At 58.4% G+C, this 12,315-nt stretch carries 15 protein-coding genes and 2 pseudogenes; 7 read left to right on the top strand and 10 right to left on the bottom strand.

Annotated elements, in window-relative coordinates:
- Nucleotides 1-34: 34 nt before the first annotated feature.
- Nucleotides 35-595 (top strand): TetR/AcrR family transcriptional regulator, encoded by a 561-nt coding sequence (locus MRBLMR1_RS10095; protein WP_183687882.1) that lies wholly within the window; start codon nucleotides 35-37, stop codon nucleotides 593-595.
- 68 nt (nucleotides 596-663) lie between these two features.
- Here the strand turns inward: MRBLMR1_RS10095 and MRBLMR1_RS10100 are convergent, their stop codons facing one another.
- A complete protein-coding gene (locus MRBLMR1_RS10100) occupies nucleotides 664-1,473 on the bottom strand; it encodes an SDR family NAD(P)-dependent oxidoreductase (protein WP_183687760.1) in 810 nt (269 codons plus the stop codon).
- A gap of 47 nt (nucleotides 1,474-1,520) precedes the next feature.
- Between MRBLMR1_RS10100 and MRBLMR1_RS10105 the strand changes: the two genes are divergently transcribed.
- Nucleotides 1,521-1,901 (top strand): winged helix-turn-helix transcriptional regulator, encoded by a 381-nt coding sequence (locus MRBLMR1_RS10105; protein WP_183687762.1) that lies wholly within the window; start codon nucleotides 1,521-1,523, stop codon nucleotides 1,899-1,901.
- On the opposite strand, the gene MRBLMR1_RS10110 is transcribed toward MRBLMR1_RS10105, so the two are convergent.
- From MRBLMR1_RS10110 to MRBLMR1_RS10135, 6 genes and pseudogenes are all read right to left on the bottom strand, one after another.
- Nucleotides 1,869-2,099, bottom strand: coding sequence for a hypothetical protein (locus MRBLMR1_RS10110; protein WP_183687898.1), 231 nt, complete (start codon nucleotides 2,097-2,099; stop codon nucleotides 1,869-1,871). The two genes, MRBLMR1_RS10105 and MRBLMR1_RS10110, sit on opposite strands and share 33 nt — an antisense overlap.
- Nucleotides 2,079-2,253, bottom strand: a pseudogene (locus MRBLMR1_RS10115) (FAD-dependent oxidoreductase); the annotation flags it as partial. The gene MRBLMR1_RS10110 and the pseudogene MRBLMR1_RS10115, both read right to left, overlap by 21 nt.
- A 344-nt stretch (nucleotides 2,254-2,597) precedes the next feature.
- Entirely contained in the window at nucleotides 2,598-2,774 is a 177-nt protein-coding gene (locus MRBLMR1_RS10120) for a hypothetical protein (RefSeq protein WP_500064433.1), read from the bottom strand.
- A 2-nt stretch (nucleotides 2,775-2,776) separates the two neighbouring features.
- A complete protein-coding gene (locus MRBLMR1_RS10125) occupies nucleotides 2,777-3,298 on the bottom strand; it encodes an SDR family NAD(P)-dependent oxidoreductase (protein ID WP_500064435.1) in 522 nt (173 codons plus the stop codon).
- Between the two features lie 15 nt (nucleotides 3,299-3,313).
- A complete protein-coding gene (locus tag MRBLMR1_RS10130; RefSeq protein ID WP_183687766.1) occupies nucleotides 3,314-4,066 on the bottom strand; it encodes an SDR family oxidoreductase in 753 nt (250 codons plus the stop codon).
- A complete protein-coding gene (locus MRBLMR1_RS10135) occupies nucleotides 4,063-4,896 on the bottom strand; it encodes an oxidoreductase (protein ID WP_183687769.1) in 834 nt (277 codons plus the stop codon). Before MRBLMR1_RS10135 ends, MRBLMR1_RS10130 begins: the two co-directional genes overlap by 4 nt.
- A 111-nt stretch (nucleotides 4,897-5,007) precedes the next feature.
- Here MRBLMR1_RS10135 and MRBLMR1_RS10140 point away from each other — a divergent pair, with 111 nt between their 5' ends.
- The gene (locus tag MRBLMR1_RS10140) at nucleotides 5,008-5,916 is read left to right on the top strand and encodes a LysR family transcriptional regulator (protein ID WP_183687771.1); all 909 of its coding nucleotides are present in this window, start codon (nucleotides 5,008-5,010) and stop codon (nucleotides 5,914-5,916) included.
- Nucleotides 5,917-6,058: 142 nt separating this feature from the next.
- A pseudogene (locus MRBLMR1_RS10145) lies at nucleotides 6,059-6,350 on the top strand (hypothetical protein); the annotation flags it as partial.
- An 18-nt stretch (nucleotides 6,351-6,368) separates the two neighbouring features.
- Here MRBLMR1_RS10145 and MRBLMR1_RS10150 read toward each other — a convergent pair.
- Nucleotides 6,369-7,022, bottom strand: a complete 654-nt coding sequence (locus MRBLMR1_RS10150; protein ID WP_183687773.1) for a TetR/AcrR family transcriptional regulator — start codon at nucleotides 7,020-7,022, stop codon at nucleotides 6,369-6,371.
- 314 nt (nucleotides 7,023-7,336) lie between these two features.
- Here MRBLMR1_RS10150 and MRBLMR1_RS10155 point away from each other — a divergent pair, with 314 nt between their 5' ends.
- On the top strand, nucleotides 7,337-7,849 hold the full coding sequence (locus MRBLMR1_RS10155; protein ID WP_500064439.1) for a limonene-1,2-epoxide hydrolase family protein: 513 nt from the start codon (nucleotides 7,337-7,339) through the stop codon (nucleotides 7,847-7,849).
- A 225-nt stretch (nucleotides 7,850-8,074) separates the two neighbouring features.
- Nucleotides 8,075-9,214 (top strand): epoxide hydrolase family protein, encoded by a 1,140-nt coding sequence (locus MRBLMR1_RS10160; RefSeq protein WP_183687777.1) that lies wholly within the window; start codon nucleotides 8,075-8,077, stop codon nucleotides 9,212-9,214.
- 193 nt (nucleotides 9,215-9,407) lie between these two features.
- Here the strand turns inward: MRBLMR1_RS10160 and MRBLMR1_RS10165 are convergent, their stop codons facing one another.
- Together MRBLMR1_RS10165 and MRBLMR1_RS10170 are read right to left on the bottom strand one after the other, a co-directional pair.
- A complete protein-coding gene (locus MRBLMR1_RS10165) occupies nucleotides 9,408-10,349 on the bottom strand; it encodes a dienelactone hydrolase (protein WP_183687779.1) in 942 nt (313 codons plus the stop codon).
- 39 nt (nucleotides 10,350-10,388) lie between these two features.
- Nucleotides 10,389-11,147, bottom strand: coding sequence for an SDR family oxidoreductase (locus MRBLMR1_RS10170; RefSeq protein WP_183687782.1), 759 nt, complete (start codon nucleotides 11,145-11,147; stop codon nucleotides 10,389-10,391).
- Nucleotides 11,148-11,245: 98 nt separating this feature from the next.
- Between MRBLMR1_RS10170 and MRBLMR1_RS10175 the strand changes: the two genes are divergently transcribed.
- Nucleotides 11,246-12,145 carry an AraC family transcriptional regulator gene (locus tag MRBLMR1_RS10175; protein WP_183687784.1) on the top strand — a complete coding sequence of 300 codons (900 nt, stop codon included), beginning with the start codon at nucleotides 11,246-11,248 and terminating at the stop codon, nucleotides 12,143-12,145.
- Nucleotides 12,146-12,315: the final 170 nt, after the last annotated feature.

Here is a 12,315-nt window from a genome sequence, read left to right on the forward strand (position 1 = left end):
ATTGACATTTTGACGAAAGATGTCAATCTTAGCTATGGATGCCCGAGCCGAAAAAGAAGATCAAATCCTCCGTGCCGCTCAATCGGTTTTCGTGCGCTACGGTTTCGCCCGCACAACCATGGGCGATATAGCCAAGGCGGCGGGGATGTCGCGCCCGGCGCTTTACCTGCAGTTCCGCGATAAGGAAGCGATCTTCACACGCGTCATCGAAAACATGGACGCGCAGGCGCTGACATCGATCAGAACGGCCATTGCGAGGATCGGACCGCTCGACGAGAAGCTGCTTCACGCCTGCACAAGTTGGGGTCTGCATGGGGTCGAACTCGCAGCCGCCTTTCCGGATGCGGCAGATCTTTTCGATCTGCAATTTCCCGCCGTCCGTCAGGTCTATCGACGCTTCCAGGCTCTGGTCGTCGAGATCCTGAAAGAAAACTTGGAAAACTGGCCGATATCCGTTGAGCCCGAGGATTATGCCCTGACGCTGACTTATGGCATGCGAGGTTTACGGTATGCCGCTCAGGATGTGGAGGATATGCGGCGCCTCATAGGCATCCATGTTGCGATCTATAGCAAGCCATTGATGGGCCGCCTTTAGTTGAAGACCGAGACTTGCCGATCCCTGCGGCATGGGGCCAACTTAGCGCCATGCAGAAGCAGCCTGCGTCACAGCCCCGGCCAAAGCCCACCGTCGAGCCTTAGGTTTGAGCCAGTGATGTAAGCTGCGCGTGGACTGGCAAGAAAAGCAACCGCGTCAGCAACTTCCTCTAGCGTCCCGACTCTGCGCACCGGAACCTCCGCGAAGTGAGAAAGCACCCCCTGTTCAACCTCTGGCCAAGGAGCGTCTTGCGCAATCCCCTTCTGAACAGCAACCTTGCGAAAGGCCATTTCAAGGCTAGTGCTGTGGATCGTGCCCGGAGATACGGTATTCGCAGTAATCCCGTCTGCCGCGACATTTTTTGCTAGAGACGCTGTCATCGCTAGCATCGCCGCTTTCGCTGCCCCATAGTCTGGCCTTGCTGCCGGAGGCATCATGGCTGCAAGGCTGGAGATGTTGATTACACGTCCCCATCTCGCGACGCGCATCGGGGGTAGCACGTGCGACGTGACCCTTACCGCGGCAACAACGTTCCGTTCATACCCATCTATCCATGTGCGAGACTGCGTTGTGGCCCAGTCTTCATGCTCCCCCGACCCTCCGGCGTTATTAACGAGGATACCGATCGGCCTGACAAAGGCCTGCGCCTTTTCAACCAGACGCTGGACGTCGTCTTCACAGGTCAAGTCACCGGTGACGACATGCGAGCGCCCGCCCTCAAGGCAGATCGTGTTCGCGACCTCTTCTGCTTTTGCTTTATCGCGCCCGTGGATGATGACGACTACACCTTCGCGCGCTAACCCGCGGGCTATTCCCTCACCGATCCCCTTGCTGCTGCCTGTAACCAATGCGATCTTTCCGTCGAGATTTAAATTCATAGTAATCACTCCGACACTCGATCCGGAACCGACAAAGAAGGAAGTTGATGACTGAGGCAATTACGCACTTAAAAGTGCCCGTGAATGAACGTTCCGCCTGTCTCGGACCGGATGGCTCCGTCGCCCATGTCAGTCGCATTCTGGCAATGCTGACCGGAAGGTGGAAGCTGCAGATTCTGTTTCGCCTGTTCGCTGACCCATCGATGCGTAGTTCCCAATTTTTGCGAGAATTATACGGCATATCGCAAAAAGTACTCACACAGCACCTGCGGGATCTTGAAGCCGACGGCCTTGTCGAGCGTCGAGACTTCCACGAGCAGCCTCCACATGTTGAATACCATCTCACCCTTGCGGGTCATCAGCTCATGCCGGTCCTGCTTGCGATGAGGGAGTATTCACGAGATCATCCGGCTGTCGGCCAGAAATGAACTCTTACCCTTCTGCGGGATCCCAAGTATGGGCCTTCCATGAACGAGGGACTGGATGATGTGGTGGCGCGGGCGCTCGATGGCGGGATCCGCTTTGGCAGCCTTATCGACAAGGACATGGTGGCGCTTGAAGTGCGTCGAGATCAGCGATGTCGATCTGCCGCAATAGCCGGTGGCCGGCGCGGATAGACCGCGCATTCCAAACGGGAGTTCCTTTAGCGGGGAACCAGGGTCTTCTGCCTGTTCCAGCACCAGAACCGACACGCCCGCGAGCCGAAGCTCGCACGCGAGAAAAGCCGACCGGGCCTGCGCCGGCAATCACCACATCATAAGTAAAAGGAAGGTCTTTCACAATCTGCTCCAAAACTGTCGTTCGATCGGTGCAGTTCGTCGTTTTGAAAACCACACGGACGACCAAAGGGATGCCGTTCAGCGGTCGTTGCTCGTCGTGGGGCTCATGCGTTACGCAAGGACAGAGCTTTCGTTTCGGAAAGGACTTGGGCTAGACCACACCAAATCTGCCTTTTTCGACAATCAATTTTTAGCACCGCCGGAGCAAAGCGCAATGCGTGGTACCACGGCCTTGGCAAACGTACCTGCGATCAACGGAATGTGTGAAAAACCTCTCGATTTCACGGTGTGTTACGCCTTCTTTTCGCTCCCGTCGGACGCGGTGGGGCAAAACACCTCGGAGGCTCACCAATCGAGACGATTGTTTTGATAGTCAAGGTATAGATTTTCGCCGGAGCCCATGTGCTTTTCGACTACATCGGCAACACCGCGTACGCTGGGTTCGAGCGAAATCTCGGCCTTCACTTTGCCGCCAAGTGTGCCCATGGCAGTGTCGACCCAGCCCGGGTGTATGGACAGCACAGTTAATGCCCAGTTTTCCGCATAAATCCCCGCGCGAGCATGTTCGCCGCCACCTTGCTTGCCCGGTAAAGCTCGAGCCCGCCCTCGACATTGATGGCAATACTGCCGCGGTGCGAAGACATGAACGCCAGTGTCCCGCCTGGCATGACGAGTTGGTTGAGAAGATGGCGGGCGAGCCTGATCGGCCCGAATGTATTTGTCAGCATGATCTGGGAGAATTCCTCGTCTGTCGCCTCCAGAACGCTTTGATGCTCCGCACCCCAAATTCCGGCGTTTATGAAGACTACATCGAACAGACGATCTCCGAGCGACGCCTGAAACGGCGCGATATGTGCGGCGTCGGTCACGTCTATGGTTGCAACGGTCAGGCGATCGGGGTCGGTCGCGCCCACTCTCCTGAGCTCATCCACGTCGGTGCCTGGTCGAGCCGTCCCCACCACATTCCAGCCACGGTTGAAGAACTGCTCGGCAAGGCCAAGTCCCAAGCCGCGTTCGGCGGCCACGATCAGAATTGATTTTGTCATCACGTTTACCTTCCCCTAAAGAGCCGTGTAGCCGCCGTCCGCCATCACGAGAGCACCCGTTATGAAGGACGATGCAGGCGATGCCAGAAATGCGATCACCTCGGCTATATCGATTGGCTGTGCGACCCTTCCGATTGGATGGGCGCCACCATAACTCGCAAGCGTAACCTTGCTGTTCGCGACAATCCCTTCGAGAATGTCGGTTTCAACGACGCCAGGGGCGACGGCATTAGCGCGGATGCCGCGATCACCGTACTCGACCGCGACAACCTTCGTGAGTTGGGTAATGGCGCCTTTTGACGCGGCATAGACGGCCGTATCTTTCATGCCGACCGCAGAGACGATGGACGCGACATTGACGATCGCGCCGCCGCCCATGCCGATCATTGCCCTCACCGCCTCCCGCGAATGCAGGAAATTTCCGCGAGCATTGATCGCCATGATGGCATCCCAGTCGGCAGCGCTCATATCGATCAGAGGTTTGTTCATTGTTCGTCCGGCATTGTTGACGAGGATATCGATGCTCCCGAAGCGCTGGAGTGAGAGCGCGATGGTTCCGATCGCGGTCGCTTCCTCCGATACATCCCCGCAGAACGTTGCGATGTCCTCTCCAGCGAGGTCTTTCACCGCTGGGTTGATATCGCTGGCGACGATGCGTGCACCTCTCGATCGCAGCAGTCTCACCGATTCCAGCCCGATCCCGCGTGCTGCACCTGTAACGACAGCGACCTTTCCGGAAAGATCCCATCCCTGAGGTATGGTCTTCATTTTCCGTCCTCCGGATAATCCGTGCTGAGGGTCGTCGTCTCCCAGGCATCGATTTCGTCTACGGTTTGATCGAGCTTGGTGCGCATACGACGCAAGGCATCGCTACCCAGCAGCAGGTGAAGCGGTGGATTTTCGGACTTAACCAGAGCCATGATCGCATTTGCGGCACGTTGCGGATCACCCAATTGATGCCCGGCTGCCGCGTTGAAGGCCGCATCGCTCTTTCCGATTGTTCCGGCATAGGCTTCATGCGCCGTGCCACTCCTTTGAATCGAATGTGCCGACAGAAAGTCTGTCCTGAACGCGCCAGGCGCAACTGCCGTCACTTTGATGCCAAGCGAAGCGACTTCTAGAGAAAGCGCAGCTGACAGGCCTTCCAGCGCTGCTTTGGCAGCCGAATACAAGGCAGATCCAGTAGAGGGAGCTCTGCCGGCGATCGATGTGATGTTGATGATATGCCCCGATCCCTGCTTGCGGAGATAAGGCAGGGCGCGCCGGATAATCCGGAACGGCGCAAAGACGTCGACGGCAAAAAGACGTTCCACTTCTGCGTCGGTCGCATGTTCAAGGGCACCGAGCAGACCATATCCGGCATTGTTGACGATGACATCGATCTGGCCGAGGCGCTTAAAGGCTTCTTCAACCGCAGTTTCGGTCGCAGCACTATCGGTGAGATCGACGTTTAGAACGTGCAGGTTACCTGTCTCATTGTCGAACGAAATTGAACCCGTCCTGACCGTTCCGACAACGGTGTCGCCCTGCGAGAGCGCTGTCCTTGCCAAGGCGTTGCCCAGTCCACGCGAGATACCTGTGATAAGCCACGTCTTCATCTTTTGCTCCTTCAAGTGAATGATGCAAAGATGGCGTGTCGCGTCCAGCTTGATAATGCGCTATAAAATTACAGAAGTTGTTAGCTCAGCTAAAGAACATTGAGGCGATCTTTGAGCCACCTTCTGAACGGTCAGGATTACAATCAGCTCCGCGCCTTCATCGTCGTGGCGGAACAGTTGAGTTTCAGCCGGGCAGCCGACCAGCTCGGGGTTTCGCCCTCTGCCTTAAGCCAGATGGTTCGCAACCTCGAAGATCACCTCGGCATGCGGTTGCTTCATCGTACCACTCGCAACGTGTCTTTGACCGAAGTGGGCGAGAACCTTTTTCAGCGCGCTCGGATCGCGGCGCTCGACCTTGGCGGCGCGGTGGCGCAGGTTAAGCAGGCGGGCGAAAAGCCCGCTGGAACCGTTCGGGTGCACACATTCCGATCGGCGGCGCACAAGTACATCGATCCGATCCTGAAAGACTTTACCGATCGCTATCCTGAGATTGTCCTTGATATAACGCTGGACGACGAGGTGATCGATATTGTCGCCGCTCGTTACGACGTCGCGCTCCGGATCGGTGAGGTAATCGAAAAGGACATGGTTGGGGTCCGCCTCGGGCCAGAGCTAAGGCAGATTGCCGTCGCAGCGCCCGACTATCTGCAGCTCCACGGACAGCCAAGGCATCCGCGAGACCTCGTAAATCATCGCTGTATCCGGTGGCGGTGGCCAGGTCGGGCGACACCTTACGCCTGGGAGTTCTTCGAAAACGAAGCTTGGTTCAGTGTAACCGTTGATGGCCCTCTCATCTTCAGCGACAAGGAGAGCGCCTTGAGCGCGACGCTTAAAGGGGTCGGGATCGGCTTCCCAGTTGAAGACACCGTAGCAGATCATATCAGCGCAGGGCGACTAGTCCCGCTGCTTCAGTCATGGTCAGCGCCCTTCCCAGGTCTGTTTATTTGCTATCCGCAGCAGCGCCAGATGTCTCCAGCCTTGCGTGCCTTTATCGACGCCTTGCGGACTGGCGTTTCGTGACGAGGGCAAATTTTCGCTTCATGCGGATATCCAGCCTAGGATTAAGATCGCGCTAGTCAGCAGGTAGCGCGAAGATTGGAAATGAGGCGATAGTTGCTCTTGAACCAATTTGAACTTACAACTCGCTGCTTCAATGGGTATGTCGATCAGCCAGACGAACTTTCATTCGCTGCGTTCAACGCCAGAAGCGCCGGCTGTTTCCTCGCCGGGCCGACCGAGCGATAGCTTTTCTCCGTCGGGTGGAGGTTCGTCGGGAACTGCAGGCGTGCGTATCGTCCAAACGGGGGGACAAGATGATCCGGGAGCGCAAAGCCGGCCTGGCTTGCCAACGAAGTCAACGCCAGCCGTCGCCACGCTCTGATAGTGGCTCAAGTCATCAAGCATGCCAGAAGCTTACGGTCGATGCTGGGACGATGTTCATCAAGCTACTAGGCCTCGCCTAGCAGGTATAATCACTTGGCGTTGATATTGTCCCAGCTGGAAAGCGCAATTTCCGCCACATCGTTCAGCTCGGCGCGGTCCGCTCCATCCCGGGCACGGATCGCCATGCCGCTTTGGACTGTCTGCACGAACCTCGCCAGTTTGGTCGTGTCCACCGTAGCCTTTAGCTCACCATCGTTCTTCGCTCGATCGAAGCGCGCTTTGAGCAGATCGAAACCGCCTGCACGAGTCGCTCGCATGAGTTCGCTCAGTCCGGAATGCCCTTCGCTGCCCACGGTCGCAAGCGTTGACATGCACCCATGAGGTAGACCGAGATCTCCACCGGTCATGGCGATCGCCTCATCCTGGAGAAAGAACAGAGCGGCCTGCCTCGCTGTCGAAGCAGCCCTGAAGCGGGTCCACACCAATCCCTCGTAGGTCGTGTAATAGTATCGGAGGGCCTCGGCATACAGCGCATCCTTCGAACCGAAGGCCGCATAAAGGCTCTTAGTTCCGATCCCCATTGCCTCCGTCAGGTCGGCGATCGAGGTCGCTTCGTATCCCCTAATCCAGAACAGCCGTGTCGCCGCGGCAAGCGCAGCCTGGCGATCAAACTCCCTCGGCCGCCCGCGTGGAGGACGCGTCGATGGTAAGTTCACTTGAGGTATCGAAACTTTATTTTGCATCGATCACTGTATAAATCCATTGACGATCGTTTGCAATGCCGCTACTTATTTGTGCATCGATCACTGCATAAAAGGAACGTCATGGATCTGCTTGGGAGACGCACACTTGTGAATTGCGTTTTGGGGGAACGCAGGAGGCACAGAGCCTGATGGTCGGCGACAAGATCGACGCGGCCAGTAACGGCTTCCAAGTCGGTTACGGCAGCCCCTCGCAATTCAGTCCCGAATAAGTGCGCATCTTTGGGCTTCCACCGGCGCGTCACGCCAGCCGACTGAGCAACTTAGTCTGAGCTGCTCTGCCTTTGGGACGCTCTGTGTGTTTCGGCCTGGAATATTCGACCCATCTCAATCGGCGGCCGGCTCACGCAGTTTCCCGGCCGCCCATTACCGGCAAACAATCTTGTCAAGTTTCCCTAAACCCTGTTTGGAGAGCTACCATTTCCACCAACCCTATCGATATCGCCACCATTTTCTTCGGCCACTGGTCAGCAAATCGCATTGAGGACGCCCTTGCGATGCTGTCGGATGACGTCCTCTATGACAACGTGCCGCTGCCTGACATCGTAGGCAGAGACAACGTTCGCAAATTCCATCAGGACTTCGGGGTTGGAACAGCGTTCAAGGTCGACTGGGCTGTGACCAACATCGCGGCATCAGGAAACCTCGTTCTCAACGAACGGATCGATGTGTTCACCCATGAAAGTGGCGCGACGATCAAACTGCCGGTGATGGGTACGATCACTGTGGAAAACGGGGAAATCACTGTCTGGCGCGACTATTTCGATCTGGCCGACTTCGAGAGGCAGGTCTCACTTCTCAAGAGATAGCCAGATCGCAAACCTGACGCCGTGGGGCTGCGGCGGCGTTGTTCACGCCGGCATGCCGGGCTTTAAAGCGAGGTGCTTTGGTGACTGACGGAGCCGTTCCTGTCTTTCCGGCGATCGCCCGGGAAGGTCCGTGGCTCGTAACACGGATATCGAAGAAATGACGCGGTGTTTCTAGGAATTCGCCGCAATAGAGCGGTTTCCGTTCAATCTAAGCGGAGAAACATCATGATTTCACCCTACACCATCAACATCCCTGACGAACGGCTCGCCACGATCAGAGCTAAGGTCGAGGCTTATGACTGGAGGCAGCTGCCGGATGCGGGAGGCTGGTCAGCGGGGGTCGGGGTTGATGATCTCAAGCGGCTCGTCGAGTATTGGCGGAACAGCTATGACTGGCGTGCGGTCGAACGCCGCCTCAACGCACGCCCCAACTTCACGGCCGACGTAAAAGGCGAGCACATCCACTTCGTTCATGTGAAGGGCGACGGCTCGAAGCCGCCCGTCCTGCTTCTCCATGGCTGGCCGGGCTCGTATCTCGAATTCAAGCGGCTCCTGGAGCCGCTCGCAGCGGACGGGCACGATGTTGTCGTCCCCTCGCTTCCTGGCTTCGCGTTCTCCAACCCGATCACGGGCCCGATCGGCCCGCGACGGGCTGCTGCGCTCATGCATGGGCTGATGATCCAACTGTTCGGCGACGCGCCGTATTTCATCCAAGGGGGCGATTGGGGCCACGCCCTCGCGGTCTGGGCGGCGCATGATCGTTCGGACGCCCTGCTCGGCATCCATATCAACATGATGACCGTGCATGCGGAGGATGCCGCTGCGACGACCGACCAGGAGAAGTCCTTCGCCGCCAAGCGGGCCGCAATTGCCGATCGGGAGAGCGCCTACTTTCACGAGCAGGCAACGCGTCCGCAAACGCTTGGCGTCGCGATGGCCGACAGCCCGGTAGGAGCGGCGGGCTGGATACTCGAGAAGTTCGGCAAGTGGGCCGGTCTACCAACAACCGCCGATGGCGACCCGGACATCTGGAGCAAGTTTTCCGAGGAGGAACTCCTCACCGACATCATGCTTTACATCGCGCCCGCATCGTTCGTGACTGCAACCTGGATCTACTACGGCAGCCGGCTTGAGGAATCGCGGATGCTCCCGGCCGGTACCCGCATCCAGGTGCCAACCGGCTTCGCGGCCTTCCCCGATCCGGTGTTCCTGCCGCCGCCGCGCTCGTTCGCGGAGAAGACCTACAATATCGTGCATTGGACCGACATGCCGCGGGGCGGGCATTTCGCCGCGCTGGAGGAGCCGGAGCTGATGCTGGCCGACCTGCGCGCCTTCATCGCGACGGTGTCGGGCGCGCGCTCCTGAAGGTGGAGACCTCCGTTTTCGAAGCGTGGCGCTGGCGGCGTACGTTCCCCGGACAAGATTTTCTAGAGGGTGCTGCGACTTAGAACGCTCAGTCCTCGCCTTTTTCCGGGTCACGAACAAGCATGTTTAGTGTGCTGTGCAGTCAAGCTAACGAGGCATCGCGCGGTAGACTGCTCCAGAAGCCGAGCCCCTGTCAAAGATGCTTCTCCGAGACAGTGGCGAGCGTTGCCGCATCCTGGACAACCGCGAAAGTTGCTCTTTCCCACGCCCCACCGTCTGCGTTAACAGCCGTCTGAAGCCAGGCAAGCGTCAGGCGCCGCGTCGCCTCCAGCACGTCTGGGGATTCAGTCTCTGTTTCTTTTGCGTCTAGTGCGGCGATCCCGCCTAGGCCGTGACCAACGCCATGCATGGTCAGCATTGCTTTAGCGCCCGGCGCATCGTGAAACGCATCCGCGTGCCACTCAGGGCCACGGGTGGTGAAATGCGGTTTGTCCATATCACCACAGACAACCAAGCTTGGTGTCGTCAACGTCGAGAAGTCGACGTCGAAGAACGGAAACCGTGCAGCACTCTCTGGAGTCATGTCCTCGCCGCGTCCCGGTGTTGTCAGAAGAACGCCAGCAGCAATGCGAGGATCGGAGAGGTCCTCGCCATCCAGCTGGGCCCCGAGCAGGAGCCCGACCGTGTGGCCGCCGAAGGAATGCCCGACCGCGCCGATGCGTGAATAATCCATCCGGCCGGCCACGCCACGAGCCTGTCTCTCGATCTCCGGCAGTTGGTCCAGGATAGCCTTCATCTCCTCCACCCGCTCACGCCAGAAGAACGGCGCGCCCGGTTCATCGGACGGTAGGCCGCCGACCCGCGAACTTGCATGCGTCGGCTGGATGACGACGAACCCTCTTTCCGCCCAAAACTGCACGAGGGGAGCGTAGCCATCCTTAGAGGGGATATAGTTTGAAGGGCCGTAGCCATGCGACAGCAGCACGATCGGCAGCTTGTCGCCGCTCGCGGGCGCGGTCAGCCGCAGCTCCAAGGGCTGGCGGCCGGGCATTAGAAGTCGGATCGGCGTGTAGGCGACAGTGAGAGTAGCTTCAGGCGTCGGAATATGCTTGGCGAGATTGATCAGATTGTTCATGGCTCTGGACCTTCAAAGGAGGGTTTCGGAGGGTGATATTCAGGTGAGCAAATGACCCGCTTCGTGGAAGGAGGTTTCCGCGTCGGCGCCGGCGGGGATCTTCATCGGCGCGTCGATCTCCGTCACAGACCGCCAGACGGCCTCTGCAACCGCATCCGCGGTCGTGACCTCTGTGCCCGAACGCAGCTTCGTCATGTAATCGTCGACGAAGGCGGTATATGGCTCGGGAATTTCCATGCCCATGCGCGAGACGGCATTCTTGCCGAAGCCGGTCGTCGGTGCGGAGCCAGGTAGGACGAGTTTAGCGCGGACTCCGAACAGCGCCGCCTCGAGCGCGAGGCTCTCCGTGAAGGCATTGAGTGCCGCCTTGCTGGCGCTGTAGACCGAGAGAGCGGGCAACGGCCTTATCGTGACGGCGGAGCTGACATTGACGATGACGCCTGAGCGCCGGACCCTCATCTGCGGAAAAACAGCTTTTGTCATCGCCATTGCGCCGAAGACATTCGTCTCGAACAGTTCGCGAACCTTCGACATCTCCGAGCCTTCGAGCACATTGAGCATGCCCACGCCGGCGTTGTTGACCAGAGCATCGATCGTGCCGGCAGCTTCGACCGCCTCAGCAATGCTGTCCGCGCTGGTAACATCTAGCGGCAGGACTTCGAGCCCGTCGTTCGAAGGAAGAAGGTCGTTTCGCGGTGTGCGCATGGTTGCGACGACGTCCCACCCGGCGTCCAAGAATTTCTGTGCGGTGACGAGGCCGAAACCGGACGAGCAACCGGTGATAAGGATCTTTGGCATGTTCCATCTCCTGTCATTTGATTGGGCTAAAGATGGACCTAATTGCCCGGACCTGCTATAGTCGCACGTCCAAGTATGTTTAGCGAAAGTCCGAATTCATGACCGATCCGGTTGCTGAAGTTGTTTCTTTGTTGAAGCCGAGCCCGTCGATCTCAAAGCTGGTGACGGGCGGCGGTCGGTGGCTGGTTGAGCGCACGGAGCTTGGAAGCCCCTTCTACTGCGCGGTGGTCGAGGGCCGTTGCCTGATGACGATCGCCGGTCGTGAGGCCATGGTGCTGGCTGCGGGCGATTTTGTCCTGGTTCCGAAGATCTTCTCGTTCACGATGAGCAGCATGGAGCCGCCGCCACGGGGCGCACTTGCCCAGCGCTTGGAGACCAGCCCCGGTGTCTTTCATCTGGGCGACCCGGAAGGGCCGGCGGAGATCAAGGCACTGGTTGGCCATTGTCAGTTCGGCTCGGATGACAAGGCCCTCCTCGTATCGCTGCTGCCGGAGGTCATCCATGTTCATGGTGAAGAGCGACTGATGGCTCTCGTCCGGATGATCAACGAGGAAACAAGGGCCGACCGTGCCGCGCGTGAGATGGTGCTCAATCGGTTGCTCGAAGTGTTATTCATCGATGCAATACGATCGGCCGCAAGCGCTAAGGCACCGCCGGGTCTCCTGCGTGGCATGGCCGATCCATTGCTGGCGCCTACATTACGCCGGATACACGCAGATCCAGGGCGCAGCATGACGGTGGAGACGCTTGCCCAAGATGCTGCAATGTCTCGTTCGACCTTCTTTGATCGCTTCCGCAAGGAGGTAGGCGTCGCGCCGATGGAATACGCAACACGTTGGCGGATGGCTTTGGCGAAAGAGCTTCTTCGCGACGAGGTCGCGATGGCGGAAATCGCTGAACGCGTCGGCTATGGCTCGACGAGCGCTTTCAATGTCGCCTTTAGCCGGCATGTGGGGATGCCGCCCGGGGCTTATTCTCGCGCAATTGCCGCCACGTAAGCATGTATGACCTTTTGAAAAGCTGGCTAGCGAAGCTCCAGCAGCCGACCGCCGCGGGTCATGAACTCGCAACTGTGCCAACAGCTTACCAAGTGGTGAGGCGGCCATCGCGTCATCGATGCGATGAAGTCGATATACTTTCCGAAACCTTGTTTACGTAAAGTGCGTAA

The sequence above is a fragment of the Neorhizobium sp. LMR1-1-1.1 genome, assembly GCF_040675795.1.
Classification (GTDB): Bacteria; Pseudomonadota; Alphaproteobacteria; order Rhizobiales; family Rhizobiaceae; genus Neorhizobium; species Neorhizobium cellulosilyticum.

Excerpts from the sequence above, each read along its gene's own strand:
- MRBLMR1_RS10175 (WP_183687784.1), top strand. The coding sequence starts at position 11,246 with ATGACCGATCCGGTTGCTGAAGTTGTTTCTTTGTTGAAGCCGAGCCCG.
- MRBLMR1_RS10150 (WP_183687773.1), bottom strand. The coding sequence starts at position 7,022 with ATGCAAAATAAAGTTTCGATACCTCAAGTGAACTTACCATCGACGCGT.
- MRBLMR1_RS10125 (WP_500064435.1), bottom strand. The coding sequence starts at position 3,298 with ATGACAAAATCAATTCTGATCGTGGCCGCCGAACGCGGCTTGGGACTT.
- MRBLMR1_RS10105 (WP_183687762.1), top strand. The coding sequence starts at position 1,521 with ATGACTGAGGCAATTACGCACTTAAAAGTGCCCGTGAATGAACGTTCC.
- MRBLMR1_RS10095 (WP_183687882.1), top strand. The coding sequence starts at position 35 with ATGGATGCCCGAGCCGAAAAAGAAGATCAAATCCTCCGTGCCGCTCAA.
- MRBLMR1_RS10165 (WP_183687779.1), bottom strand. The coding sequence starts at position 10,349 with ATGAACAATCTGATCAATCTCGCCAAGCATATTCCGACGCCTGAAGCT.
- MRBLMR1_RS10135 (WP_183687769.1), bottom strand. The coding sequence starts at position 4,896 with ATGAAGACGTGGCTTATCACAGGTATCTCGCGTGGACTGGGCAACGCC.
- MRBLMR1_RS10160 (WP_183687777.1), top strand. The coding sequence starts at position 8,075 with ATGATTTCACCCTACACCATCAACATCCCTGACGAACGGCTCGCCACG.
- MRBLMR1_RS10110 (WP_183687898.1), bottom strand. The coding sequence starts at position 2,099 with ATGCGCGGTCTATCCGCGCCGGCCACCGGCTATTGCGGCAGATCGACA.
- MRBLMR1_RS10170 (WP_183687782.1), bottom strand. The coding sequence starts at position 11,147 with ATGCCAAAGATCCTTATCACCGGTTGCTCGTCCGGTTTCGGCCTCGTC.
- MRBLMR1_RS10130 (WP_183687766.1), bottom strand. The coding sequence starts at position 4,066 with ATGAAGACCATACCTCAGGGATGGGATCTTTCCGGAAAGGTCGCTGTC.
- MRBLMR1_RS10100 (WP_183687760.1), bottom strand. The coding sequence starts at position 1,473 with ATGAATTTAAATCTCGACGGAAAGATCGCATTGGTTACAGGCAGCAGC.